Genomic DNA, 25,991 nt, shown 5'->3' with positions numbered 1-25,991 from the left:
GGCAATCCCGGAGCAAGAACAGAAGCAGGGGTTGGTGCAAAACTCAGGCCGCCAACAGCTGCCTGAGAACAAACGGCAGAATGCCGCCGTGGCGGTAGTAGTCCACCTCGATCGGCGTGTCGATGCGCAGGATCACCTGCAGCTTTTGCTGCGCACCATCGGCGCGGGTGATCACAAGGGTGGCTTCACTTTGCGGTTTGAGGTCGGGGTCCGGCAGGACACCAATCACTTCATTTCCACTCAATCCCAGTGTTTGCCAGGAGTCGCCGGCTTTGAACTGCAGGGGCAGCACGCCCATGCCGACCAGGTTGCTGCGGTGGATACGCTCAAAGCTTCTCGCCACCACCGCCTTGATGCCCAGAAGCTGTGTGCCTTTAGCGGCCCAGTCACGGGATGAGCCGGTGCCGTATTCCTCGCCGGCAAAAATCACCGTGGGTGTGCCTTGCTCCATGTACGCCATCGCGGCGTCGTAAATGAACATCTTTTCAGCGCCGGGCTGAAACAGCGTGACACCGCCCTCCTCACGCGACCCATCGTCGCCGGCGGGGATCATCAGGTTCTTGATACGTACATTGGCAAAGGTGCCGCGCATCATCACCTCGTGGTTGCCACGGCGCGCGCCATAGCTGTTGAAGTCGGCTTTTTGCACGCCGTGCGCCAGTAACCATCGCCCCGCGGGTGAGCTGCCCTTGATAGAGCCAGCCGGCGAGATATGGTCTGTAGTAATGGAGTCGCCAAACAGCGCCATGATGCGTGCACCTTTCACAGATACAGCATCTTTGGTGGCCTTGGATCCTGCCAACTGTGCGGAAGCAGCTATGTTTTCCATAGCAAAATCCTTGAAGAACGGCGGCTCGGCGATGTAGGTGCTGGTCGGCCAAGTGTAGGCCGTGCCTTCCACCCCCTTGATCTTTTCCCACAGCTTGCCGGGCTCACTTTTGACCTTGGCGTAGTTCTCACGAAAGGCCTTGGCATTCATGGCGTACTTCATGAGTTTGTAGATCTCGTCGCTGGTCGGCCAGATGTCGCCCAGGTACACGTCTTTGCCGCCCTTGCCTTTACCCACCGGCTCGGTCATCAGGTCGCGCATCACAGTGCCGGCAATCGCGTAGGCCACCACCAGCGGCGGGCTGGCCAGAAAGTTGGCTTTCAGATTGGGGTGGATGCGTGCCTCAAAGTTGCGGTTGCCGGACAACACGGCGGCGCACACCAGGTCGCTCTGGTTGATGGCCTCGTTGATCTCCGGCGTCAGGTCGCCGGCGTTGCCGATACAGGTGGTACAGCCATAGCCAGCCAGCGCAAAGCCCAGCTTTTCCAGATACGGCAGCAAACCAGCCTGTGTCAGGTACTCGGTCACGATGCGCGAGCCCGGCGCCAGTGAAGTCTTGATGTGCGGCTGCACTTTCAAGCCCGCCTCCACCGCTTTTTTGGCCAGCAGGCCAGCAGCAAGCAGCACGCTGGGGTTGGACGTGTTGGTGCAGCTGGTGATCGCCGCAATCAGCACATCGCCATTGCCTATGCTGATGCCTGCGGTTTTGGACACCGGCGTAGCCTGCTCCGCATGGGCACTCACAGCCGAGGCCATGGTCGGACGGCTGCCCTCCATCTCGACCACCATGCGCGGCGCGCCTGGTGGCGTTGGCATAGCGGACGGCAGGGCGTCCAAGCTGCGGTCGTCGGTGTGGCGCAGCAGATGCCGGGTGGCCAGAACACTGGCTGGCTGGTTAAACCCGTTCTCGGCAATCGGCTTGCTGAACAGCGCGGCAAACTGGCTGGCCACACTGCCCAGCTCAATCCGGTCCTGTGGCCGCTTCGGGCCAGCCAGGCTGGGCGTGACATCGCCCAAATCGAGCCTGACTACTTGCGAAAAGTCAATCTGACCGGGCAGCGGCACACCAAACAGGCCCTGCGCGCGGAAGTAGGCTTCAAAGGCCTCGATCTCACCCTTGGTGCGGCCGGTGCCGGTGAAATAGGCTATTGTTTTTTCATCCACAGGAAAGAAACCCATGGTGGCGCCATATTCAGGCGCCATGTTGGCAATCGTGGCCCGGTCCGGCAGGGCCAGGGTGCGTGTGCCTTCACCAAAAAATTCGACAAACTTGCCGACGACTTTTTCCTTGCGCAAGGCTTCTGTCACGCGCAGCACCAGGTCGGTCGCAGTGACACCTTCGCGCAGTCGGCCGGTCAGCTCAAAGCCCACCACGTCGGGGGTCAGCATGTAGACCGGTTGGCCCAGCATGGCGGCCTCGGCCTCAATACCGCCCACGCCCCATCCGACCACGCCAATGCCGTTGATCATGGTGGTGTGGCTGTCGGTGCCAACCAGCGTGTCGGGGTAATACACACCATCGGCACGTCTATGCACACCACGGGCTAAATATTCCAAGTTAACCTGGTGGACAATTCCAAAGCCGGGCGGCACCACGCCGAAGGTATCAAAGGCCTGCATGCCCCATTTCATGAACTGGTAGCGCTCGTTGTTGCGTTGGAACTCGAGCTTCATGTTCAGGTCGAGGGAATTCTTTTTGCCGTAGTGGTCGACCATGATGGAGTGGTCCACCACCAGATCGACGGGTACCAGCGGTTCGATGCATTTGGGATCCTTGCCCAGCTTGATCGCCACACTGCGCATCGCGGCCAGGTCGGCCAGCAACGGAACACCGGTGAAATCCTGCAACACCACGCGAGAAACCACGAAGGGGATTTCTTCAGTACGGTCGGCATTGGGAAACCAGTTGGCCAGTTGCCGCACGTGTTCGGCCGTGACCTTTTTGCCGTCACAGTTGCGCAGCACCGACTCGAGCACGATGCGCATGGACACCGGCAGCCGGGCAATTTTGGGGAATTGTCGGGCCAGCGTCGGCAGGGAGTGGAATTTGCCGGTCTTGCCAGACGCCGTGGTGAAGGTTTTGAGGGTGCTGGCGAACTCGTGGGCCATGGCGAACTCCTGATCTTGTGGGTTTACTTGATTGTCATCCTACAAGTCTTGTCCGCAATGTCTGTAGGACTTGGCAGCCTAAGCATCGGGACAAGGGGCTAAACGGCGGAATCCGGCAAATACCGCACCGCCAGCACGCCCTCAATCGCCCGCAGATGCTCCAGCACCGCAGCACCAACCGGGCTTTCCACATCGACCAGCGTATAGGCCATGTCGCCGCGCGATTTGTTCACCATGTTGTGGATGTTCAAGCCCGCTTGGGCCATGGCAGTGGATATCTGCCCCAGCATATTCGGCACATTGGCATTGGCAATCGCCACGCGGTAGGCGGATTCGCGGGCCATGCTCACCGCCGGGAAATTCACCGCGTTAACGACATTGCCGTGCTCCATGTAGTCGCGCAGCTGATCGACCACCATGATCGCGCAGTTTTCCTCGGCTTCGCGGGTGGACGCACCGAGGTGCGGCAAGGCCACCACGCCGGGGTGGCGGTTGATCGCTGCCGAAGGAAAGTCACAGATATAAAAGCCCAGCTTTTTGCCATCAAGCGCGGCCAGCACCGCCGCCTCGCTGACCACGCCCTCGCGCGAGAAATTGAGCAGCACCGCACCGGGGCGCATCAGCTTGAGGTTGTCGGCATTGACCAGGTCGCGCGTGGCCGCCACCAGAGGCACATGCAGCGTCACAAAGTCGGCGTTTTTCAGCACCTCCGCGACGCTGGCCGCTTTTTTGACCTGCGCCGGCAGGCTCCAGGCCGCATCGACCGTGATGTCCGGGTCGTAACCGAGCACGTTCATGCCCAGCTTGATGGCGGCGTCAGCCACCAGGCAGCCCACCTTGCCCAAGCCCACAATGCCCAGCGTATGGCCCGCCAGCTCAAAGCCGGCAAAGTTCTTCTTGCCGTCTTCGACCGCCTTGTCCATATCGGCCATGGCAGGGTCCAGGCCGCCCACAAAGCGCAGCGCGGGTGCGATATTGCGCGCCGCCAGCAGCATGCCGGTCAGCACCAGTTCTTTCACCGCATTGGCGTTGGCTCCGGGCGCATTGAACACCGGCACGCCGCGTGCGCTCATGGCCTGGACTGGTATGTTGTTGATGCCGGCACCGGCGCGGGCAATGGCCTGCACGCTGGCGGGCAGCGCCATGCCATGCATGTCGGCAGAACGCACCAGCACCGCATCAGGGCTGGCAAAGTCCTTGCCGGTGGCGTATTGCCCGGTTGGCAGGCGCTTCAGGCCGTTGGCTGAAATCTGGTTGAGCACCAGAATCTCAAAACGCCGGCCTGCCGGGCCGGCGGCATCAACCATGGCTGGCCTCAAACTCTTTCATGTAAGCCACCAGCGCCTGCACCCCTTCAACCGACATGGCGTTGTAAATCGAGGCGCGCATGCCACCCACAGAGCGATGGCCCTTGAGTTGCACCATGCCGCGACCCTGCGCACCTTTGAGGAAAGCTTCGTCGAGCGACTCGTCCCTGAGCTTGAAGGGCACGTTCATCAGGGAGCGGTCTTCGCGCGCCACGGGGTTGCTGTAAAAGCTGGTCGCGTCGAGGTAGTCGTACAGCACCGCCGCCTTGATGCGGTTGTGTTCTTCCATGGCCTTGAGGCCACCGAGCGCCTTGATGTGCTTGAACACCAGCCCCGCAATGTAGATCGCATAGGTCGGCGGCGTGTTGTACATCGAGTCGTTGTCGGCCTGTTGTTTGTAGTCAAAGACAGACGGCGTGTGCGGGATGGCCTGGCCGATCAGGTCTTCGCGCACGATCACGATGGTCAAGCCCGAAGGACCGATGTTCTTCTGGGCACCCGCATAAATCAGGCCGTAGCGGCTGACATCGATGGGACGCGACAGGATGTTGGACGACATGTCGGCCACCAGCGGCACCGCGCCGGTGTCCGGCGTCCAGTGGTATTCAACTCCGCCAATGGTTTCGTTCAAGCAGATGTGGACGTAGGCGGCATTGGGGTCGAGCTTCCAGCTGTCGAACTTCGGCACGCTGGTGAAGCCGCCGGCCTCTGCTGTGGCGGCCACATTGACCTTGCAGTAGTTTTTGGCTTCCTTGATGGTCTTTTTCATCCACTCGCCGGTATTGATGAAGTCTGCGCCGGCATGGCCGCGCAGGAGGTTCATCGGAACACAAGCGTTTTGCCCGAGACCGCCGCCCTGCAGGAAAAGGACCTTGTAGTTGGCGGGAATTGTCAGCAATTCACGCAGGTCGGCTTCGGCCTGCGCATGGATGGCGATGAACTCCTTGCCGCGGTGGCTCATCTCCATGACCGACATGCCGGACCCATTCCAGTCCAGCATTTCGGCGGCAGCGCGCCGCAGCACGGGTTCTGGAAGGGTGGCCGGGCCGGCACTGAAATTCAAGGCGCGTGTCATGGGGAGAACTTTCCAGGAGGGATGATGAGAATCGGCCTGGCACCCAGTAGGGGCCAGACCGCACAGCATACAAGAAAGTCGCGCTGCGCCGGGCCTGCAGCACTACCAGCGGCTGGCAGCGGCCTTGCGCAGCCCCACCCACTCCAGCTCGGCCATGAGGCCAACCCAGAAGGCCTGCACCGCCAGAAATGCCGTGCCAAGCAGCGTGGGTGTGAGCCCTCCACCAAAAATCAGCGCCAGGCAGCCCAGCGCCCAGGCGGCATTGCCGACAATCAGCAACCAGACCCCCGCTGGCGGTATCTGGCGCCGGGTCGCCAGAAAGGTGATGTACGCTGTAAAGGCCAGCATCGCCCAGCCCGACTCGACCAGCAAGGCCTCTGGCAGACCCAGCAAACCCGCCAGCCAGGCGGGTAGCAGCAATTGCAAGGCGCCAGTCGCCAGGCCCGTGCCGGCGTCCAGCCACAGGACGCGGCGTAAAAAATGGGCGGAGGCCGACAAGGGTGCAGGAGCTGCGCGCCTACCCCGTGCCAGAGGGAACAGACCTGCAACTCGATGGCGAACACGCAGGCATCGCCATGCCTTTTCGCTTCAGCACGCCGGGCGGTGTATTGAGCTTCATCAGCACCATCACCATCTTCGGCACACCCACCGATGTAACGCTTCAGGAGCTGGCCATGGAAACGTTTTTTCCGGCTGATGAGCAGACGGCGCAAGCGCTGCGCGACCTGCAATCGCCTGGCTGATCGCGCCTGCCCGCCCGCCGGCCACCGCGCAGGTCTGAGTGTGTTTCGCGGTTCGTGTTTGAAGATCAAGCACAAAATAGGGCTCCAGCCCTTGTCTGACATGCGTAAGCAGCTATGTTATTAATAGCAAAATGGCGGAACTGAAGCACCACAGCCTGTAGAGCCCAGGCCCAGGCCCAGGCCCAGGCCCAGGCCGAGAACGGCAACGCTGGCCGCGATTGCTGGAGGGCCACTGTCGGCCTGCGCTGACAGGTAGCAGGCGCTCCGACTGATGAGCAGGCGCGGCAGCAAGTCTTAAGGTGGCTTGTGACTTCAACCTGACCGCTTTTTAAGGAATCCGCATGAGCAACACCACTTCTGACCTGCAGACCCTATGGGACCTGATCAAGGACATCAAATTCGGCATGCTGATACACCGTCACAGCGACGGCAGCCTGCAAGGCCATCCGCTGACCACGCAGAACAAGTCCATGGACGAAAGCTCCATGCTGTACTTTTTTATTTCGCAGAAAAGCGAAATGGCCACCCGCCTGCGCAGCGACAGCAACGTGAACGTGTCGTATGCCGACACCGGCGCTGACAACTATGTGTCCATCGCCGGCACGGCGCAATTTTCAGACGACGCGGCCAAAAAGGACGAGCTGTTCAACCCGATCGTCAAAGCCTGGTTTCCGGGCGGTGTAACCGACCCTGATCTGGCGCTGCTGGAAGTGCGGATCAGCCATGCCGAATACTGGAATGCCAAGGACAGCAAGCTCACGCAGCTCTTCAAGATGGCCAAATCAGCTGTCACCGGCGAGCCGCCGAAGAACATGTCAGAGCACAAAGAGCTTCGCGTTTCCTGACGCGCGGCAGCAGCCATGCCATTTGTTTCTTTCAACAAGGCGACCGACCCGGCGGCGCCTGACGATCTGCGCATCAACCCGTCGGCGGTGCTCTATGTTGAGGCATCTCGTGCCGGGCTGATCGGCCAGACCACTATTCACATGCTGGGCCAGGGGACCGTGGTCAATGCGGTGACGGAGTCGATAGGTACCGTGGTCAGCAGCATAGGTGGCATGGTGGCCGGCAAGCGCCACTATCTGGCGCCGCCGCCGGACGATGGTGCGGCCACGCTCTACATCTGCTCCGCCAACGTCAGCCATGTTCGGCCCAATCTGCCGGCTTCCCCCGACTTCTGGTACGTGAAGTTTGTCGACGGCTCGGAAGTACGTATCGTCGACCCACTGCCGGACGGACTGTAAAAAAAAGCCCCGCAACTGTTGTTGCGGGGCTTTTTTCATGCCGGCTTGATGCACTGAATCAGGCGGGAATCGTGTCTTTCACGGTATCGGCCATATCGGTGTAATCCTTGACTTGGTCAAAGTTCAGGTACTGGTACACGCTGTCGCTTGCAGCAGTCAGAACACCCATGTCCGCCATGTATTCCTGCTTGGTCGGGATATGACCCAGCTTGGCGCAAATGGCGGCGAGTTCGGCGCTGCCCAAGTACACGTTAGAGTTTTTGCCCAGGCGGTTCGGGAAGTTGCGGGTTGAAGTCGAGAAGACGGTGGCACCCTCTTTGACTTGCGCCTGGTTGCCCATGCACAGGCTGCAGCCGGGCATCTCCATGCGTGCGCCAGCCGAGCCCAGAACACCGTAGTGGCCTTCTTCGCTGAGTTGCTTGGCGTCCATTTTGGTCGGCGGTGCCATCCACAGCTTGACCGGAATATCGCGCTTGCCTTCGAGCAGCTTGGAAGCCGCGCGGAAGTGGCCGATGTTGGTCATGCAGCTGCCGATGAATACTTCGTCGATCACCGCGCCAGCCACATCTGACAAGGTCTTCACGTCGTCAGGGTCGTTCGGGCAGGCGACGATTGGCTCATGGATGTCGGCCAGATCGATCTCGATGACGGCGGCGTACTCAGCGTCGGCGTCGCCCTTGAGCAGTTGCGGGTCGGCCAGCCAGGCTTCCATGGCAGCAATGCGGCGCTTGATGGTGCGCACATCCGAATAGCCAGTTGCAATCATCCACTTCAACATGGTGATGTTGCTGGTGATGTATTCGATGATGGGCTCCTTGTTCAAATGCACCGTGCAGCCGCCAGCAGAACGCTCGGCCGAGGCATCGCTCAGTTCAAACGCCTGCTCAACCTTCAGGTCCGGCAAACCTTCAATTTCCAGAACACGGCCCGAGAAAATGTTGATCTTGCCCTGCTTGGCGACAGTCAGCAGGCCCGCCTTGATGGCGTACAGCGGAATCGCATTGACCAGGTCGCGCAATGTGATGCCGGATTGCATCTCGCCCTTGAAGCGCACCAGCACCGACTCGGGCATGTCCAGCGGCATGACACCGGTGGCGGCGCCGAAGGCCACCAGACCAGAGCCAGCCGGGAAACTGATGCCGATGGGGAAACGCGTGTGGCTGTCGCCGCCGGTGCCGACGGTGTCGGGCAACAGCATGCGGTTGAGCCAGCTGTGGATGATGCCGTCGCCCGGCCGCAACGGAATGCCGCCACGGTCGCTCATGAACTCGGGAAGCTCGTGATGCATCTTCACATCAACCGGCTTGGGGTAAGCGGCGGTATGGCAGAAGGACTGCATCACCAGGTCGGCACTGAAACCCAGGCAGGCCAGATCTTTGAGCTCGTCGCGTGTCATCGGGCCGGTGGTGTCTTGCGATCCGACCGATGTCATCTTCGGCTCACAGTAGGTACCGGGGCGCACGCCCTGGCCTTCTGGCAAGCCGACCGCGCGGCCAACCATTTTTTGCGCGAGGGTAAAGCCGCGCTCACTGGCAACCGGTGGCTGTGGCAAACGGAACAGCGTCGAGACCGGCAGGCCCAGGGCCCAGCGTGCCTTGGCCGTCAGGCCGCGGCCGACGATCAGCGGAATACGGCCGCCGGCGCGCACTTCGTCAAACAGCACATCGCTCTTGAGCTTGAATTCGGCGACGATCTTGCCGTCTTTGAGTGCTTTGCCGTCGTAGGGACGCAGCTCGATCACATCACCCATGGCCATCTGGCTCACGTCGAGTTCGATCGGCAACGCGCCGGAGTCTTCCATGGTGTTGTAGAAAATCGGCGCGATTTTTGAACCCAGGCAGACGCCGCCGAAACGCTTGTTCGGCACGTAAGGAATGTCCTGGCCAGTGAACCACAGCACCGAGTTGGTCGCCGATTTGCGCGAAGAACCAGTCCCCACCACGTCGCCGACATAGGCCACCAGATGGCCCTTGGCTTTCAGCGTGTCGATGAATTTGACCGGACCGCGTTTGCCGTCTTCTTCAGGCGTGACGCCGGGGCGGGCATTTTTGTGCATGGCCAGTGCGTGCAGCGGGATGTCAGGGCGGCTCCAGGCGTCCGGCGCGGGAGACAAGTCGTCGGTGTTGATCTCGCCCGCCACCTTGAAGACGGTCAGCATGATGGACTGCGGCACTTCCGGGCGGCTGGTGAACCACTCGGCATCAGCCCAGCTTTGCAGCACGGCCTTGGCGTATTTGTTGCCCTTGTCGGCCTTTTCCTTGACGTCGTGAAACTGGTCAAACATCAGCAATGTGTTTTTCAAACCGCTGGCGGCCTGGGTGGCGACGCTGTCTTCAGCGTCGTCGAGCAACTCGACCAGTGGGCTGATGTTGTAGCCGCCCAGCATGGTGCCTAGCAGTTGCGTGGCTTTTTCGCGCGAGATCAGGGTGCATTTTTCGCTGCCGTGTGCGACTGCTGCCAGATAGCTGGCCTTGACCTTGGCCGCTGCGTCTACCCCGGCCGGCACGCGGTGGGTGATCAGCTCAACCAGAAAACTTTCTTCGCCCTGGGGCGGGTCTTTCAGCAGCTCGATCACTTCGCCGGTCTGCTGGGCGGACAACGGCAGCGGCGGAATGCCGAGTGCGGCGCGCTCAGCGGCATGGGTGCGATAGGTGGCAATGAATTCGGTCATCATGGTTTTCTTCTCCAGTACTCAAAAAAACGGTCGAGGCGGGGGGCAGGCTTGGTTTAGCGCGGGACCGACGCTGCGGGTGTGGCGGGTGGAGCAGAAGCCGTGCCAGCTCCGGCTGCTGCAGGCGGCGGGGCGTCGAGAATGCTGGGGCGTGGGTTGCGCTTGAGCTCTTCGGCAAAGGTGGCCTGGTCCGGGCTCATGCACTCGTCGGCGATGCGCTGGCCGATCTTCTGGCTCATCAGCATGGATTTGTTGCCCAGTTGCAGCCACATCGCGCCGGCGCGGCCGTCTTCCAGGCGGATCGCACCGGTGCGGCTGCCAACCGGGTGCATGCGAAAACGCATCAGGCCGCTGCGCACCGTGAAGAAGCCAGGGCGCTTGTCGCTAGGGATAATGGTTACCGAGGCACCCAGTTCGCAGGGAAATGTGCCAACGTGCACACGCTTGGCCATTTCGAGGTCTTCCGGGCTCAGTGTGATATTTGGATCGTCGTCGATGGGTGTGTTTTCTTCGACAGACTTGACCGCCGCCGCGCGCCTGGCTGGCGTTGCGCGAGGCTTGGCAGCAGGTTTGGCGTCGGCCGCCGGGGCAGCGGCCTTGGCAGCAGGTTTGGCTGCCGGAGCCGCCTGGGCCAGCACCAGGGCGGGCGCGGCAAACAACAGGGCGGTAGCAAGAATAATTTTCATGGGGTCCTTGGATGGATGGGCCGGTGGGGTCGAATACGTCAAAGGGTGGCGCTAGCAGAGCTGAACCAGGTTTGCATCTCGGCTGGCAGGACGCGCCCGGTCTGGTGGGCGCGCTCCAGCACCTGCCAGAAATAGCGGTAGCTTGCGCGGTCGTGCAATTGGCCGTCGAAACTGATGGGCGCCCAATCGGCACGGGAGGCAGCAGCTATTATTTTTGTAGCGTTTTCAATATCACCCTGATCCGGTGCAAAGGCCTCCAGGATGGGCCGGATCTGGCCCGGGTGGATGCTCCACATGCGGGTGTAACCCAGCTCGCGCGCGGCTTTCAGCGCCGCAGTTTTCATCGCTGCAGTGTCGCTGAATTCGGTGACCACACAGTGCGAGGGGACCTTGCCGTGCGCATGGCAGGCGGCGGCGATTTCCAGCTTGGCGCGCACCACCAGCGGGTGCGTGAACTGGCCCTGGCTGCTCATGCCACCGGCCGGGATCGCACCGCCATGGCTGGAGACGAAATCCATCAAACCGAAACTGAGCGACTGAACGCGCGGATGCGCGGCAATGTCGAAGGCCCTATGCACCGCAGCGGGCGACTCCAGCAGCACGTGGATGGGTAACGCTTCACAGGACACGGTGGCCAGCGCGGCCACCACACGGTCGACATCGGCAACCGACTCGACCTTGGGCACCATCAGGTGGCTCATCCGGTGCCCGACCTGGCCGACAATCGTGTCGATGTCGGCCTCAAAGGCGGGGTGGCCGAGCGCATGCACACGCACCGCCACGCGGGCACCGTCGCCGGCCTGGGCCACCAGCGAAGCCACCAGTGCCGCATGCTCGGCTTCGCCGCCGACCGGCGCGCCATCCTCGCAGTCCAGCGTCACGTCGAACACGCAGGCGCCGAATTCTTCGATCATTTCAGCCTGCAGTTGCAGGCTTTTGCGCATCCGTGCCTCGACGCCGCTGTAGTGGTCACAGACAGGCAAAAAACCTGCTGCAGCCTGGGCGCCAAGGAGGATGTCGCGGGGATGTGTCATATTGGCTTTGTCATTGCGGGCTTGACCCGCAATCCATACTGCGAAACGTGATGCGCAGCCATGGATCCCGGATCGAGTCCGGGATGACAGCATTTTTCAGAGCAAATGCGCTATGCCGGCTTGTTCGCCCTGCAGCTCTTCCAGCGTCTTGTTGATGCGTTCCTGGCTGAAAGCGTCGATCTCCAGGCCTTCGACCAGCTTGTACTCGCCGCCTTCGCAGGTGACGGGGAAGCCGAACATGGTGTCCTTCGGAATGCCGTACTGGCCGTCCGACGGAATGCCCATGGTGACCCATTTGCCATTGGTGCCCAGGGCCCAGTCGCGCATATGGTCAATGGCGGCGTTGGCAGCCGAGGCGGCCGACGAGGAACCGCGCGCTTCAATAATGGCAGCGCCGCGTTTGCCGACCGTGGGCAGGAAGGTGTTGGCGTTCCATTCCTGGTCGTTGATCATCTTGGCGACGCTTTCGCCCTTGATGGTGGCGAAGCGGTAGTCGGCATACATGGTTGGCGAATGGTTGCCCCAAACCGTGAGTTTTTCGATGTCGGCCACGGCCTTGCCGGTTTTGGCAGCAAGCTGGCTGGCGGCGCGGTTGTGGTCCAGGCGCAGCATGGCGGTGAAGTTCTTGCGTGGCAGATCCGGCGCGCTTTTCATGGCGATGTAGGCATTGGTGTTGGCCGGGTTGCCGACCACCAGCACCTTGACATTGCGGCTGGCCACCGCGTTCAGCGCCTTGCCCTGTGCGGTGAAGATGGCGCCGTTGACGGCCAGCAATTCGGCACGCTCCATGCCCGGGCCACGCGGACGCGAACCGACCAACAGGGCGTAGTCGGCGTCCTTGAAGGCGGTCATGGGGTCGCCGTGGGCTTCCATACCAACCAGAAGCGGGAAGGCACAGTCGTCGAGCTCCATCATCACGCCCTTGAGCGCTTTTTGCGGGCCTTCAACTGGCACTTCGAGCAATTGCAAAATCACCGGCTGGTCCTTGCCCAGCATTTCGCCAGAGGCAATACGAAACAGCAGCGCGTAGCCGATCTGGCCGGCGGCCCCTGTAACGGCGACGCGGACGGGTTTTTTGCTCATGATGGAAGAACTCCAGGAAGGTTGTGAATCGGTGGGTAGGGATGGTCAGTGAAGTGTTTTGCACCGGATGGGCCACCCGGGGAACCGGTGAACAGCGTCACAAAGGGGGCCCACTTTGCATCAACTCAGCCCTGGATTTTACGCCGGAAAACCGCCGTCCGTCAATTTGTCTTATGTCTTATATAAGATATGATTGCATTGACCCACCCCACAAATCATGGCATCCCTTCCTAACCCGCCCACCGATGATTTTGCAGGTGCCACGCCGGCTTTTAGCCCGCTGTACCAGCAAATCAAAGGCCTGATCCTGCAAAGCCTGCAATCGGGCGAGTGGAAGCCGGGAGAAGCGATTCCTTCAGAGATGGACTTGGCCGCGCGTTACCGCGTCAGCCAGGGCACGGTGCGCAAGGCGATTGACGAGCTGGCCGCCGACAACCTGGTGGTGCGCCGCCAGGGCAAGGGCACTTTTGTCGCCACCCATGCGGAGCAGCATGTGCAGTTCCGCTTTCTCAAACTGGTGCCCGACAGCGGCACGCCGGGCAGCGAAGGCCCGGCGGAGCGCGACATCATCGACTGCCGCCGGGTGCGCGCAAGCGCCGATATCGCGCGCCTGCTGGGCCTGCGCACCGGCGACGCGGTGCTGCAAGCCCGGCGCGTGCTGAGCTTTGCCGGAACTCCGACCATTCTTGAGGACCTCTGGTTACCCGCCGCGCCCTTCAAGGGCCTGACTGCCGAACGGCTCGCCGACTATCACGGTCCGATGTACGCACTGTTTGAGACCGAGTTCAATGTACGCATGGTGCGCGCCGAAGAAAAAATACGCGCCGAGGCCGCGACAGATGGGCGTGAGCTGCTACTGAAAGTCGCGCAGGGCACGCCATTGCTTAGCGTTGAGCGCATTGCCTACACCTACAACGACGTCCCCATGGAGCTGCGGCGCGGCTACTACCGTACTGACACGCATCACTACAGCAACACCTTGAGCTGAACGCGGCGATGGGTTTCAAAGGCAACAAGTCCGCACTCCCCAGCAAGCCCTGCGTGGCCTGCGGGCGCGACATGAGCTGGCGCAAAAGCTGGGCCAAAAACTGGGGGGAAGTGAAGTATTGCTCTGATGCCTGCCGGGCCAAAAAGGCCTCCCCTGCCAGCCCGGCACAAGGGTCAAATAAGGATTAGCCAAGGTGCGCGCATGGGTTTGACCCGAGACCAATAATACCAAGTAGTCATTTATTAGAATGGCCAGTATGAAAAAAATACAGTGTCGTCGTCTGGTTCTGATTTTGGGCGATCAACTGGACGAGGCGTCCAGCGCTTTTGAGGATTTTGATCCGGCACAAGACCGCGTGTTGATGGTGGAGGCATTTGAAGAGTCCACCCATGTCTGGTCGCACAAGATTCGAACGACCCTGTTTTTGTCCGCCATGCGCCACTTTGCCGAAGGCCTCAGGGAACGGGGCTGGCTGGTGGACTACCGCGCATTGGACACAGATGGCGACCAGACAATTTCCGAAGGTTTGCTGGCCGCTATCGCTGCCCACCAGCCGCTTGCCATCGTGGGTGTTGAGCCTGGCGATATGCGCGTCAGGCAGCAGATTGAAAATGCTGTCAAATCAATAGCTGTTGGCGCCCGGGTTCAGACGGCGACATCGCTGAAGGCTACCAAAACAGTGCCTAAAGTCAGCGCCAGTGCACCTCGTTTGAGCTGGCGCGAGGACAAACACTTCTTGTGCGGTCTGCCGCAGTTCCGCGCCTGGGCGGGCCAGTCCAGGAGTCTGCGCATGGAGTTTTTTTATCGCACCCTGCGCAAGCAATACAAGGTCCTGATGGACGATGTGAAGCCAGATGCGCCCATAGGCGGTCAGTGGAATTTTGATGCTGACAACCGCAAAAGCTTTGGCAAGGCGGGGCCGAAAAATCTACCGTCTGTGCCGAAGTTTGAATTGGATGACATCACGAAAGATGTCATCGACTTGGTCAACACCCATTTTGCTGACCATCCCGGCCAGCTGGACGATTTCAACTGGCCCGTCACACGCCTGCAGGCATTGCAGGCGCTGCAAAGCTTTATCGACGAACGCCTGCCGCAGTTCGGCCCGCACGAGGATGCCATGTGGACGCATCTTGAGTTTGGCTGGCATTCACTGTTGTCCAGTTCCTTGAATCTCAAGCTGCTCAATCCCCTGGAAGTTGTTCTGGCCGCCGAGGCGGCTTACAAAAAACACGGCCTCGACCTGGCGAGCGTCGAGGGATTCATTCGCCAGGTGCTGGGCTGGCGCGAGTTCATGCGCGGTGTTTACTTTCTGGATATGCCCGAGCTGAAAACGGCCAATCACTATGGACACACCCAGCCCCTGCCCAAGTGGTACTGGACTGGCGATACGCACATGAACTGCATGAAGCAATGTATTGGCCAGACCCTCAAAAACGGCTATTCCCATCACATTCAGCGGCTGATGGTGACCGGCATGTTTGGCGTCACGGCCGAGCTGTCACCCCAACAGGTTTGTGACTGGTATCTGGCGGTGTATGTTGATGCTGTCGAGTGGGTGGAACTGCCCAACACGGCAGGCATGGCATTGTTTGCCAACGGTGGGCGCTTTACCTCCAAGCCTTATGTTGCCAGTGGGGCCTATGTCAAACGCATGAGCAACTACTGCGCAGGTTGCAAATATGAGCCCGAGTCAAGGGTGGGTAACGACGCCTGTCCGATGACCACGTTGTACTGGAACTTCCTGGACAAGCACGAAGCCAGCTTCGCAGGCAATCCACGAACCGCGCTGATGGTCAAAAACCTGCAGCGCATGACACCCGAGCTGCGTGCGCAGGTGCGCGAGCGCGCAGGCGAAATGCTGGCAGATCTGGACAACTTGTAGCCGGAATGTCAGCGTTCACTCCAGATAATCAGATAAAACTTATAAGTTATCCACACCACAAACGAAACAGGATGCTTCGTTGCAATAGAATTTGAGGGTTTACCAGAATTCACAAGTTACAAGGCGGTTACCAAACGCCAAGAACAATTCAGAAAGCCACGTATGTCCGAATCAGCGACAACCGCAAAAAAGCGGCCCGAGTTCCGCAACATCAACGCCTTCACAGACCTCACCACCTACCGCATGACGCCTGCGGCCTGGGTCTCGATTCTGCACCGCGCCAGCGGTGCGATCATGTTCATACTGTTGCCTTTCATCATCTGGATGTTTGACGCCTCGATTTCTTCGGAAATTTCGTTTGCGAAATTCAAGGCCGCTTTCAACATCGGCATGCTGGGTTTACCTGGCTTCATCTGGAAGCTGGTTGCGCTGGCATTGATCTGGGCCTACCTGCACCACTTCATGGCCGGCTTGCGGCACTTGTATATGGACGCGACGCACCGACTGAGCAACGAGTTTGGCAAAAACACCGCGCTCGTCACGCTAGGCCTGAGTATTTCGCTGACGCTGGTGCTGGGCGCCAAGCTGTTCGGTCTCTACTAACAAGAAAAACGAAAGATCAACACATGTCTGTGAATTACGGCTCCAAACGGATCGTTGTCGGTGCGCACTATGGCACGCGTGACTGGCTGGCCCAACGCGTGACTGCAGCCCTGATGGCTCTTTTTACCATGTTGCTTCTGGCCCAGGTGATCTTCAGCAAAGGCGCCATCGGTTACGACCAGTGGGCCGGCATTTTCTCGGCGCAGTGGATGAAGTTGCTGACCTTCTGCGTCATCATCGCGCTGGCTTACCACGTCTGGGTGGGCATGCGCGACATCTGGATGGACTACGTCACCTCTCGGGTCTGGCTGCGCCTGACTCTACAGGTAGCCACCATCGTCTGGCTGGTCGCCTGCGCCGGCTGGGCGATTCAGGTCCTTTGGCGCTTCTAGGCCGCTTCCGACCCCACGACTGAACAAAAAACATGACTGCTACTTCCAAGCTTCCCAAACGCAAATTCGACGTGGTGATCGTCGGGGCCGGCGGCTCCGGCATGCGCGCCTCCTTGCAGCTGGCGCGTGCCGGCCTCAACGTCGCCGTGCTCTCCAAGGTATTCCCAACGCGTTCGCACACCGTTGCGGCCCAGGGCGGCATTGGCGCCTCGCTCGGCAACATGAGCGAAGACAACTGGCATTACCACTTCTACGACACCGTCAAGGGCTCCGACTGGCTCGGCGACCAGGACGCAATTGAGTACATGTGCCGCGAAGCACCCAAGGTTGTGTATGACCTGGAGCACATGGGCATGCCATTCGACCGCAACCCCGACGGCACGATTTATCAGCGCCCCTTTGGCGGCCACACAGCCAACTACGGTGAGAAAGCCGTGCAGCGCGCCTGTGCCGCCGCCGACCGCACCGGCCACGCCATGCTGCACACGCTGTACCAGCAAAACATCAAGGAAAAAACCAGTTTCTTCGTTGAGTGGCTCGCGATGGACCTGATTCGCGATGCCGCCGGCGACGTGGTCGGCGTCAGCGCCATCGAGATGGAAACCGGCGACGTGCATATTTTTGAGGCCAAGACAACGCTGCTGGCCACCGGCGGCGCTGGCCGCATCTTTGCCGCATCGACCAACGCGTTCATCAACACCGGCGACGGCCTGGGCATGGCGGCACGCGCTGGCATTCCGCTGGAAGACATGGAGTTCTGGCAGTTCCACCCGACCGGCGTGGCCGGCGCTGGCGTGCTGCTGACCGAAGGTTGCCGCGGCGAAGGCGCGATTTTGCGCAACAGCAATGGCGAGCGTTTCATGGAGCGTTATGCGCCGGCCTACAAGGATCTGGCGCCTCGTGACTACGTGTCACGCTGCATGGACCAGGAAATCAAGGAAGGCCGCGGTTGTGGCCCGAACAAGGACTACATCAACCTCGACATGACGCATCTGGGCGCAGAGACCATCATGAAACGCCTGCCTTCGGTGTTCGAGATTGGCCACAACTTTGCCAACGTTGACATCACCAAAGAGCCGATTCCCGTGGTGCCCACTATCCACTACCAGATGGGCGGCATACCGACCAACATCCACGGCCAGGTGGTCACGCAAAACGCCGACAACAAAAGTGAAGTCGTCAACGGTTTGTATGCCGTGGGTGAGTGCTCCTGCGTCAGCGTGCATGGCGCCAATCGCCTGGGCACCAACTCGCTGCTGGACCTGCTGGTGTTTGGCCGCGCAGCGGGCAACCACATCGTCGAGTTCAACAAGTCCACCACGCACAAACCTTTGCCGGCCGATGCGGCCGACGCCACACTGGCGCGTGTTGCGCGCCTGGACAACGCAACCGGCGGCGAATACGCGCAGGACGTCGCCAATGACATCCGCGCAGCCATGCAGCAACACGCCGGCGTGTTCCGCACCCAGGCCATCATGGACGAAGGCGTGACCAAAATCGCCGCCCTGCGCGAACGTGTCAACAACATCGGCCTGAAAGACAAGTCCAGGATTTTCAACACCGCGCGCATCGAGGCGCTCGAAGTGGAGAACCTGATCGAGGCCGCGCAAGCCACCATCGTGTCGGCCGCTGCCCGCAAGGAAAGCCGCGGTGCACATTCGGTGGATGACTACGGCGACACACCCGAGCACCCGAACGGCCGCAACGACACCGACTGGCACAAACACACCCTGTGGCACAGCGAAGGCAACCGCCTGAGCTACAAGCCGGTGCAGATGAAGCCGCTGACCGTGGACTCCATCCCCCTAACCGTTCGCTCCTTCTAAAAAGACAAGCGGGAACCCCATGACCATACGCACATTCAAGATCTACCGCTACGACCCCGATCAGGACGCCAAACCCTACATGCAGACCATAGAGGTCGAGCTCGATGGCAGCGAGCGCATGCTTCTCGACGCCCTGATGAAGCTCAAGGCGCAGGATCCGACCATCTCTTTCCGCCGTTCCTGCCGTGAAGGCGTTTGCGGTTCTGACGCGATGAACATCAACGGCAAGAACGGCCTGGCCTGCCTGACCAACATGCGGACCCTGCCGGGCACCATCGTTCTCAAGCCGCTGCCTGGCCTGCCCGTGGTGCGCGATTTGATCGTCGACATGACCGACTTCTTCAAGCAGTACAACTCGATCAGGCCTTACCTGATCAACGACAACGTACCGCCCGAAAAAGAGCGCCTGCAAAGCCCGGAAGAGCGTGATGAGCTCAACGGCCTGTACGAGTGCATCCTGTGCGCTAGCTGCTCCACCGCCTGCCCCAGCTTTTGGTGGAACCCGGACAAGTTTGTCGGCCCGGCCGGCCTGCTACAGGCCTATCGGTTTCTGTCTGACAGCCGCGACGAAGCCACCGCCGAGCGCCTGGACAACCTCGAAGACCCTTACCGCCTGTTCCGCTGCCACACCATCATGAATTGCGTCGATGTTTGCCCCAAGGGACTGAATCCCAGCAAGGCCATCGGCAAGATCAAGGAAATGATGATCCTGCGCACTGTCTAGAAATCAATGAACGAACTTCTCGACGAACGCGCGATGAGCAAACTGAAGTGGCGCTGTCGCCGTGGTTTGCTTGAAAACGACTTGCTGATCGAGAAGTTTTTCAGGCGCCATGAGGCAACGCTTACCGTCAGTCAGGCTAAAGGCTTGAATGATTTAATGGACCTGTCTGATAACGATTTGCTGGACCTGTTGCTCCAACGCCGGGAGCCTGCCCAGCTTTCCGAAACTAACGCTCAGGTAAGTGCCTCTACTTACGAAGCGCTACAGGTTTTAAACTTGATTCGCGCTGCAGCAACAGGCCCCCTGACTGCCTCTATTTGATTTGACAAGAAAGACGAAGATATGAAGCTCGCTGACAACAAAGCCACCCTCTCCTTCAGCAATGGCAGCCCCAGTGTTGAGCTTCCGGTCTACCGGGGCACGGTCGGTCCCGACGTGGTTGATATCCGCAAGCTGTATGCGCAGACCGGCATGTTCACCTATGACCCGGGCTTCCTGTCAACGGCGTCCTGCCAGTCGGCCATCACCTACATCGACGGCGACAAGGGCGAGCTGCTGTACCGCGGCTACCCGATCGAGCAGCTGGCAACCAACTGCGACTACATGGAAACCTGCCACCTGCTGCTCTACGGAGAATTGCCAAACGCCGACCAGAAGAAGGATTTCACCGGTCGCGTGACCAACCACACCATGGTCAACGAGCAGATGCAGTTTTTCCTGCGCGGCTTCCGCCGCGACGCGCACCCGATGGCCATCATGACCGGTCTGGTTGGCGCCTTGTCGGCCTTCTACCATGACAGCACCGATATCACCAATCCCGAGCACCGCGACATTTCGGCGATCCGCCTGATCGCCAAGATGCCGACATTGGTCGCAATGGCGTACAAGTACACCGTGGGCCAGCCCTACATGTACCCGAAGAACAACCTCAGCTACGCCGGCAACTTCCTGCACATGATGTTTGCCACGCCATGTGAAGAGTACAAGGTCAACCCGGTGCTCGAACGCGCGCTGGACCGCATCTTCATTTTGCATGCCGACCACGAGCAGAACGCCTCTACCTCCACGGTTCGCCTATGCGGTTCGTCCGGCACCAACCCGTTTGCGGCGATTGCTGCCGGCGTGGCTTGCCTCTGGGGCCCGGCCCACGGCGGCGCCAATGAAGCGGCGCTCAACATGCTGGGCGACATCCAGAAAAACGGCGGCATCGAGAACATCGGCGACTTCATCAAGCAGGTCAAGGACAAGAACTCCGGCGTCAAGCTGATGGGTTTTGGCCACCGCGTCTACAAGAACTATGATCCGCGCGCCAAACTCATGCAGGAAACCTGCAAGGAAGTGCTGCATGAGATGGGCCTGGAAAACGACCCGCTGTTCAAGCTGGCCATGGCGCTGGAAAAAATCGCGCTGGAAGACGACTACTTCGTCTCGCGCAAGCTCTACCCCAATGTGGACTTCTACTCCGGTATCGTGCAGCGCGCCATCGGCATCCCGGTGCCGCTGTTCACTGCGATTTTTGCACTGGCTCGCACCGTCGGCTGGATCGCCCAGCTCAATGAAATGATCGGCGACCCCGAGTACAAGATCGGCCGCCCGCGCCAGCTATTCGACGGCTCGGTGACACGCAACGTGAAGCCCCTGAACGCACGTTGATTCGCCGGCATGTTTGAATGCGGCCCGCCCGTGGCAACACCGGCGGGCTTTTTTCCGCCTGATTTTTTTTCGGACTTTCCTGTTGAAACCCATCAAAACCGCTGACGAATTACGCACCGCCATCGCCGGCGCCGCGCTGCCGCGGCCCTGCAGCTGCGCCCTCGGCCCCTGCGCGGGTTGGGAAAGCCTGGCCGAGTACCGCTGGGAGGCTGGGCAGATGACCCAGGTCGCCACGTTGCGCGACCCTGAAGAAGACGAGCCGACGCTGGAGGAGTTCCATCCCGAGGGCACGCGTTACGACTCGCCTCAGGCCCCGGTGGCGCCGGCCTTCTTCCCCTACAACCGCTGCGATGTCTGGCACTGCAGCCGTTGCGACCGGCACTTGATGCGTTACACCGAGTTCGGCGGCTACAACGTGGATCCGCGAGTCCGCGAGCTGGCTCCGGACAAAATCGCTGAGTGAGTCATCCGATATTAAATTAATAGCTGGCTACGTTGACCGGGTATGGGCTGAGGGCCCAAAACCCATGGATTGCCAGCCAGTCTCCGGCGCCCGCCCCTGCAGGCATGTCACCCATCGCATTTCACGATGGCAAAAACGTCTGCATGAGGCCAAAATGGAATATTCATCGTGCATGGAGATGACTTTGGCTAGCTCTGAACGCAACTTTGCCCGCCGTATCGACCTGACCTCGCTGCAATTGTTTGTCGCGGTGTGCGAGCTCGGCAGTATCGGCAAAGCCGCCGAGCGCGAGTTCATTGCAGCCTCTGCCGTCAGCAAGCGGCTCTCGGACCTCGAAGCCGCGCTCGACACGCCGCTGCTCTACCGCCACACCCGCGGCGTGGACCTGACGCCGGCTGGACAAAGCCTGCTGCACCATGCGCGCTCGGTGCTGTTCAGCCTCGAGAAAATGCAGGGTGAACTCAGCGAATACGCGGCTGGCGTGCGCGGCCACGTGCGGGTGCACGCCAGCATCTCGGCCATCGTGCAGTTTTTACCGGAAGACTTGGGCGCTTTCACCAGCCAACACCCGGAGGTCAAGGTCGACCTCGAAGAACACCTGAGCACGGAAGTTGTGCGCGCGGTGCAGGAAGGCGCGGCGGACCTCGGCATCTGCAACACCGCTGACGGCATCGGCGGCCTGCAGGCCTTGCCCTACCGTCAGGACAGTCTGGTGCTGATCGTGCCGCGCGGCCATCCGCTGGGCGAGCAGGACGCCGTCGCGTTTGAAGACACGCTGGACTTCGACCATGTCGGCCTGCATTCGAACAGCTCGATTTACCTGGCGATGCGCGACGCCGCTGCACTGGCCGGCCGCACCATCAAGCTGCGCATTCATGTGACCGGCCTCGACGCCATGTGCCGCATGATCCACAACCGCCTGGGTGTCGGTGTCATGCCGCAGCGCGCCTTCGAACTGATGCACGGCGTCGGTGAACTCGAAGCCGTGGCCCTGACCAACCCTTGGGCGACGCGCCAGATTGAGCTGGTGGCGCGCGACTTTTCCAGCCTGCCAGTCACGGCTCGCCTGCTGGTCGATCACCTGACCACGCACGCTGCCCTGCCCGCTACCGCCGCGGGCTAACAAATTAAAATCAGCAAGAAACCACGAAGGAAAAACAATGGGACGCACCCTTTACGACAAGATCTGGGACGAACACGTCGTCCACACCGAAGAAGACGGCACCGCCATCCTCTACATCGACCGGCACCTGGTGCACGAGGTCACCAGCCCGCAGGCCTTTGAGGGGCTGCGCGAGGCCGGCCGCAAAGTCTGGCGCATCAGCTCCATCGTCGCCACCGCCGACCACAACACGCCGACCACCGGCTGGGAGCTCGGCTACGACGGCATCACCGATCTGGTCAGCAAAGAACAGATCACCACGCTGGACAGCAACATTGCCGAATTTGGCGCGGCGGCCTACTTTCCCTTCCTGTCCAAACGCCAGGGCATCGTGCACGTGATCGGCCCCGAAAGCGGCGCCACCTTGCCGGGCATGACGGTGGTCTGCGGCGATTCGCACACCTCGACCCACGGTGCCTTCGGCGCGCTGGCGCACGGCATAGGCACCAGCGAGGTCGAACACGTGATGGCCACGCAGACCCTGCTGGCCAAAAAAGCCAAGAACATGCTGGTCTATGTGGATGGCAAGCTGGGGCCCGGCCTGACCGGCAAGGACATCGTGCTGGCCATCATCGGCAAGATCGGCACGGCGGGCGGCACCGGCTACACCATCGAGTTTGGCGGCCCGGCCATCCGCGCGCTAAGCATGGAAGGTCGCATGACGGTCTGCAACATGGCGATTGAAGCCGGCGCCCGCGCCGGCCTGGTGGCGGTGGACGACAAAACAATTGCCTACGTCAAGGGCCGGCCGCTGGCGCCCACCGGCATCGAGTGGGACCAGGCCGCCGCCTACTGGAGCACCCTGCAGTCCGACCCAGATGCCAGGTTCGACACTGTGGTCAAGCTTGACGCCGCCCAGATCCGACCGCAGGTCACCTGGGGCACCTCGCCAGAGATGGTGCTGTCCATCGACGACCGCGTGCCCGACCCGGACAAGGAAAAAGACGCCAACAAGCGCGACGCCATCGAACGCGCGCTGACCTACATGGGCCTGCAGCCCGGCAAGGCCATCAACGACATCATGGTGGACAAGGTCTTCATCGGCTCCTGCACCAACAGCCGCATCGAAGACATGCGCGAAGCCGCCGCCATGGTGCAAAAGATCGGCCAGAAGGTCGCCGGCAATGTGAAACTGGCGATGGTGGTGCCCGGCTCCGGCCTGGTCAAGGAACAGGCCGAACGCGAAGGCCTGGACAAGATTTTTGTCGCCGCCGGTTTTGAATGGCGCGAACCGGGTTGCTCCATGTGCCTGGCCATGAACGCCGACCGTCTCGAGCCGGGTGAACGTTGCGCATCCACCAGCAACCGCAACTTCGAAGGCCGGCAGGGCGCCGGCGGCCGCACCCACCTGGTGAGTCCGGCGATGGCGGCGGCTGCCGCCGTGCACGGCCATTTTGTCGATATCCGAAAATTTTCCTAACCCCCACTCAGGAGAGTCCTCATGAAAAAAATCACTCCGCTGCTCGTACTGTCGCTGGCTGCCATCGCTTTTATGCTGGCCGGCTGCAACACCGCCCGAGGCTTTGGACAAGACCTGCAAAAGGTCGGCGAGAAGATTGAAGACAAGGCGAAGAAATAATGAAGCCCTTCACCGTGCACAAGGGCCTGGTGGCTCCGATGGACCGCGAAAACGTCGATACCGACGCGATCATCCCCAAGCAGTTCCTCAAGTCCATCCGCAAGACCGGCTTTGGCCCCAACCTGTTTGATGCCTGGCGTTACCTGGACCCCGGCTTCCCCGGCCAGGACCCGGCCAGCCGGCGCCCGAATCCGGACTTCGTGCTGAACCAGCCGCGTTACAAGGGCGCGTCCATCCTGCTGGCGCGCAAGAACTTCGGCTGCGGCTCCTCGCGCGAACACGCGCCCTGGGCGCTGGACCAGTACGGTTTTCGCGCCATCATCGCGCCCAGTTATGCCGACATCTTTTTCAACAACAGTTTCAAGAACGGCCTCTTGCCCATCGTCCTGAGCGACACCCAGGTCGGCCAGTTGTTCGACGAGGCGCTGGCCTTCCCCGGTTACCAGCTGACCATCGACCTGGAGCGCCAGGTGGTGATCAGGCCGCAGGGCGAGGAAATTGCCTTCGAGGTGCAGGCCTTCAAAAAATTCTGCCTGCTCGGCGGCTATGACGACATCGGCCTGACCCTGCGCCAGAGCGACAAGATCAAGGCCTTTGAAGCCGAACGGCTGGCGACCAAGCCCTGGCTGGCGAACCGCCTGGCCGCCTGATATTCAAGACAAATCGGCCACCAGCCCCCGCCCTCCGGGGGCTTTCAGCTATCAAATTCATAGTAAATAGAAAAGACCAGTCATGAAAATCGCAATTCTCCCGGGTGACGGCATTGGCACTGAAATCGTCGCAGAAGCCGTCAAGGTCCTGCACGCGCTCGACCTGAAATTTGAAACCGAGACCGCGCTGGTCGGCGGCGCCGCCTACGACGCCCATGGCCATCCGCTGCCGGACGCCACCCTGAAACTGGCCAAAGAATCCGACGCCATCCTGTTCGGCGCCGTCGGCGACTGGAAGTACGACACGCTGGACCGGCCGCTGCGTCCCGAGCAGGCCATCCTCGGCCTGCGCAAGAACCTCGGCCTGTTCGCCAACTTCCGCCCGGCCATTTGTTACCCGCAGCTGGTCGATGCTTCCAGCCTGAAACGCGAACTGGTGTCCGGCCTGGACATCCTGATCATCCGCGAGCTGACCGGCGACATCTATTTCGGCCAGCCGCGCGGCCGCCGTGTGTCGCCCGACGGCCACTTCCCCGGCGCCGAGGAAGCTTTCGACACCATGCGTTACTCGCGGCCCGAGATCCAGCGCATCGCCCACGTTGCCTTCCAGGCGGCGCGCAAGCGCAGCAGCCGCGTCACCAGCGTCGACAAGGCTAATGTGCTGGAGACCTTCCAGCTCTGGAAAGACGTGCTCACCGAGATCGGCAAGGAATACCCCGACGTCGCGCTGGACCATATGTATGTGGACAACGCCGCCATGCAACTGGTGAAGGCGCCCAAGAAGTTCGACGTGGTGGTGACAGGCAACATGTTCGGCGACATCCTGTCCGACGCCGCCGCCATGCTGACCGGCTCCATCGGCATGTTGCCCTCGGCCAGCCTGAACACCAAAAACCAGGGCCTGTACGAGCCCAGCCACGGCAGCGCGCCGGACATCGCCGGCAAGGGCGTGGCCAATCCGCTGGCCACCATCCTGAGCGCGGCCATGATGCTGCGTTTCAGCCTGAACCAGCCGGAAGCCGCCGTGCGTATCGAAAAAGCCGTGGACGCGGTTTTGACGCAAGGCCTGCGCACACCGGACATCTTCAGCGAAGGCACGACCAAAGTCGGCACGGTGCAGATGGGTGATGCGGTCGTGAAAGCCCTCAGCCAGTCCTGAAACGTCGCCACCAGCGCTTGGTCGTTGGCTGGCTACCACAGGCCAGGCCGGCAAATGGCGCCCGCGCGGCGCCGGTCCGGCCCGCCGTGATTACAATAGTCCCATGCGTAAAAACCCCGCTTCCAC

26 protein-coding genes are annotated in these 25,991 nt (G+C 60.9%); 18 read left to right on the top strand and 8 right to left on the bottom strand.

Annotation, left to right across the window (positions count from 1 at the left end):
* Positions 1–43 precede the first annotated feature (43 nt).
* The 4 genes from IEX16_RS01685 to IEX16_RS19840 form a co-directional block, all read right to left on the bottom strand.
* A complete protein-coding gene (locus tag IEX16_RS01685) occupies positions 44–2,938 on the bottom strand; it encodes an aconitate hydratase (protein WP_188705943.1) in 2,895 nt (964 codons plus the stop codon).
* A 98-nt stretch (positions 2,939–3,036) separates the two neighbouring features.
* Positions 3,037–4,245 (bottom strand): phosphoglycerate dehydrogenase, encoded by a 1,209-nt coding sequence (locus IEX16_RS01680; RefSeq protein WP_188705941.1) that lies wholly within the window; start codon positions 4,243–4,245, stop codon positions 3,037–3,039.
* Positions 4,238–5,320, bottom strand: coding sequence for a 3-phosphoserine/phosphohydroxythreonine transaminase (gene serC / locus IEX16_RS01675; RefSeq protein ID WP_188705939.1), 1,083 nt, complete (start codon positions 5,318–5,320; stop codon positions 4,238–4,240). Before serC ends, IEX16_RS01680 begins: the two co-directional genes overlap by 8 nt.
* 102 nt (positions 5,321–5,422) lie before the next feature.
* Positions 5,423–5,818 carry a hypothetical protein gene (locus tag IEX16_RS19840; protein ID WP_229676108.1) on the bottom strand — a complete coding sequence of 132 codons (396 nt, stop codon included), beginning with the start codon at positions 5,816–5,818 and terminating at the stop codon, positions 5,423–5,425.
* Between the two features lie 26 nt (positions 5,819–5,844).
* Between IEX16_RS19840 and IEX16_RS01670 the strand changes: the two genes are divergently transcribed.
* The 3 genes from IEX16_RS01670 (at position 5,845) to IEX16_RS01660 (ending at position 7,307) form a co-directional block, all read left to right on the top strand.
* A complete protein-coding gene (locus IEX16_RS01670; protein WP_308421316.1) occupies positions 5,845–6,063 on the top strand; it encodes a hypothetical protein in 219 nt (72 codons plus the stop codon).
* Between the two features lie 341 nt (positions 6,064–6,404).
* Entirely contained in the window at positions 6,405–6,908 is a 504-nt protein-coding gene (locus IEX16_RS01665; RefSeq protein ID WP_188705937.1) for a pyridoxamine 5'-phosphate oxidase family protein, read from the top strand.
* 15 nt (positions 6,909–6,923) lie between these two features.
* Entirely contained in the window at positions 6,924–7,307 is a 384-nt protein-coding gene (locus IEX16_RS01660) for a hypothetical protein (protein ID WP_188705935.1), read from the top strand.
* 58 nt (positions 7,308–7,365) lie between these two features.
* Here the strand turns inward: IEX16_RS01660 and IEX16_RS01655 are convergent, their stop codons facing one another.
* From IEX16_RS01655 to IEX16_RS01640, 4 genes are all read right to left on the bottom strand, one after another.
* Positions 7,366–9,981 (bottom strand): bifunctional aconitate hydratase 2/2-methylisocitrate dehydratase, encoded by a 2,616-nt coding sequence (locus tag IEX16_RS01655; protein ID WP_188705934.1) that lies wholly within the window; start codon positions 9,979–9,981, stop codon positions 7,366–7,368.
* A 53-nt stretch (positions 9,982–10,034) separates the two neighbouring features.
* Positions 10,035–10,664, bottom strand: coding sequence for a hypothetical protein (locus IEX16_RS01650; RefSeq protein WP_188705932.1), 630 nt, complete (start codon positions 10,662–10,664; stop codon positions 10,035–10,037).
* A 38-nt stretch (positions 10,665–10,702) separates the two neighbouring features.
* Positions 10,703–11,698, bottom strand: coding sequence for an HpcH/HpaI aldolase/citrate lyase family protein (locus IEX16_RS01645; protein ID WP_188705930.1), 996 nt, complete (start codon positions 11,696–11,698; stop codon positions 10,703–10,705).
* 96 nt (positions 11,699–11,794) lie between these two features.
* On the bottom strand, positions 11,795–12,781 hold the full coding sequence (locus IEX16_RS01640; protein ID WP_188705928.1) for a malate dehydrogenase: 987 nt from the start codon (positions 12,779–12,781) through the stop codon (positions 11,795–11,797).
* Between the two features lie 217 nt (positions 12,782–12,998).
* On the opposite strand from IEX16_RS01640, the gene IEX16_RS01635 reads away from it, so the two are divergent.
* From IEX16_RS01635 to leuB, 15 genes are all read left to right on the top strand, one after another.
* Positions 12,999–13,769 (top strand): GntR family transcriptional regulator, encoded by a 771-nt coding sequence (locus tag IEX16_RS01635; protein ID WP_188705925.1) that lies wholly within the window; start codon positions 12,999–13,001, stop codon positions 13,767–13,769.
* 8 nt (positions 13,770–13,777) lie between these two features.
* On the top strand, positions 13,778–13,957 hold the full coding sequence (locus IEX16_RS01630; RefSeq protein ID WP_188705923.1) for a DUF2256 domain-containing protein: 180 nt from the start codon (positions 13,778–13,780) through the stop codon (positions 13,955–13,957).
* 68 nt (positions 13,958–14,025) lie between these two features.
* A complete protein-coding gene (locus tag IEX16_RS01625) occupies positions 14,026–15,654 on the top strand; it encodes a cryptochrome/photolyase family protein (protein WP_188705921.1) in 1,629 nt (542 codons plus the stop codon).
* 162 nt (positions 15,655–15,816) lie between these two features.
* Positions 15,817–16,257, top strand: a complete 441-nt coding sequence (sdhC, locus tag IEX16_RS01620) for a succinate dehydrogenase, cytochrome b556 subunit (RefSeq protein ID WP_188705919.1) — start codon at positions 15,817–15,819, stop codon at positions 16,255–16,257.
* Between the two features lie 23 nt (positions 16,258–16,280).
* The gene (gene sdhD, locus IEX16_RS01615) at positions 16,281–16,649 is read left to right on the top strand and encodes a succinate dehydrogenase, hydrophobic membrane anchor protein (protein ID WP_188705917.1); all 369 of its coding nucleotides are present in this window, start codon (positions 16,281–16,283) and stop codon (positions 16,647–16,649) included.
* Positions 16,650–16,681: 32 nt separating this feature from the next.
* Positions 16,682–18,475: a succinate dehydrogenase flavoprotein subunit gene (gene sdhA, locus IEX16_RS01610; protein WP_188705915.1), complete on the top strand. Its 1,794-nt coding sequence runs from the start codon at positions 16,682–16,684 to the stop codon at positions 18,473–18,475.
* 19 nt (positions 18,476–18,494) lie between these two features.
* Entirely contained in the window at positions 18,495–19,199 is a 705-nt protein-coding gene (locus IEX16_RS01605) for a succinate dehydrogenase iron-sulfur subunit (RefSeq protein WP_188705912.1), read from the top strand.
* Positions 19,200–19,205: 6 nt separating this feature from the next.
* Complete coding sequence (locus IEX16_RS01600) at positions 19,206–19,520, top strand: FAD assembly factor SdhE (protein ID WP_188705910.1); 315 nt, start codon at positions 19,206–19,208, stop codon at positions 19,518–19,520.
* Positions 19,521–19,541: 21 nt separating this feature from the next.
* Positions 19,542–20,852, top strand: coding sequence for a citrate synthase (gltA, locus tag IEX16_RS01595; protein ID WP_188705908.1), 1,311 nt, complete (start codon positions 19,542–19,544; stop codon positions 20,850–20,852).
* An 82-nt stretch (positions 20,853–20,934) separates the two neighbouring features.
* Positions 20,935–21,315 carry a hypothetical protein gene (locus IEX16_RS01590; RefSeq protein ID WP_188705906.1) on the top strand — a complete coding sequence of 127 codons (381 nt, stop codon included), beginning with the start codon at positions 20,935–20,937 and terminating at the stop codon, positions 21,313–21,315.
* 184 nt (positions 21,316–21,499) lie between these two features.
* A complete protein-coding gene (locus IEX16_RS01585; protein ID WP_188705904.1) occupies positions 21,500–22,438 on the top strand; it encodes a LysR family transcriptional regulator in 939 nt (312 codons plus the stop codon).
* Positions 22,439–22,475: 37 nt separating this feature from the next.
* On the top strand, positions 22,476–23,897 hold the full coding sequence (gene leuC / locus IEX16_RS01580; RefSeq protein ID WP_188705903.1) for a 3-isopropylmalate dehydratase large subunit: 1,422 nt from the start codon (positions 22,476–22,478) through the stop codon (positions 23,895–23,897).
* Between the two features lie 21 nt (positions 23,898–23,918).
* Positions 23,919–24,056, top strand: coding sequence for an entericidin A/B family lipoprotein (locus IEX16_RS01575; RefSeq protein ID WP_188705900.1), 138 nt, complete (start codon positions 23,919–23,921; stop codon positions 24,054–24,056).
* The gene (gene leuD / locus IEX16_RS01570) at positions 24,056–24,706 is read left to right on the top strand and encodes a 3-isopropylmalate dehydratase small subunit (RefSeq protein WP_188705898.1); all 651 of its coding nucleotides are present in this window, start codon (positions 24,056–24,058) and stop codon (positions 24,704–24,706) included. Before IEX16_RS01575 ends, leuD begins: the two co-directional genes overlap by 1 nt.
* Positions 24,707–24,788: 82 nt before the next feature.
* The gene (gene leuB / locus IEX16_RS01565) at positions 24,789–25,865 is read left to right on the top strand and encodes a 3-isopropylmalate dehydrogenase (RefSeq protein WP_188705896.1); all 1,077 of its coding nucleotides are present in this window, start codon (positions 24,789–24,791) and stop codon (positions 25,863–25,865) included.
* The last annotated feature ends 126 nt before the right edge of the window (positions 25,866–25,991 follow it).

The organism is Polaromonas eurypsychrophila, from assembly GCF_014641715.1.
Lineage (GTDB): Bacteria > Pseudomonadota > Gammaproteobacteria > Burkholderiales > Burkholderiaceae_C > Polaromonas > Polaromonas eurypsychrophila.
This window is presented reverse-complemented; position numbering and strand designations above follow the sequence as displayed.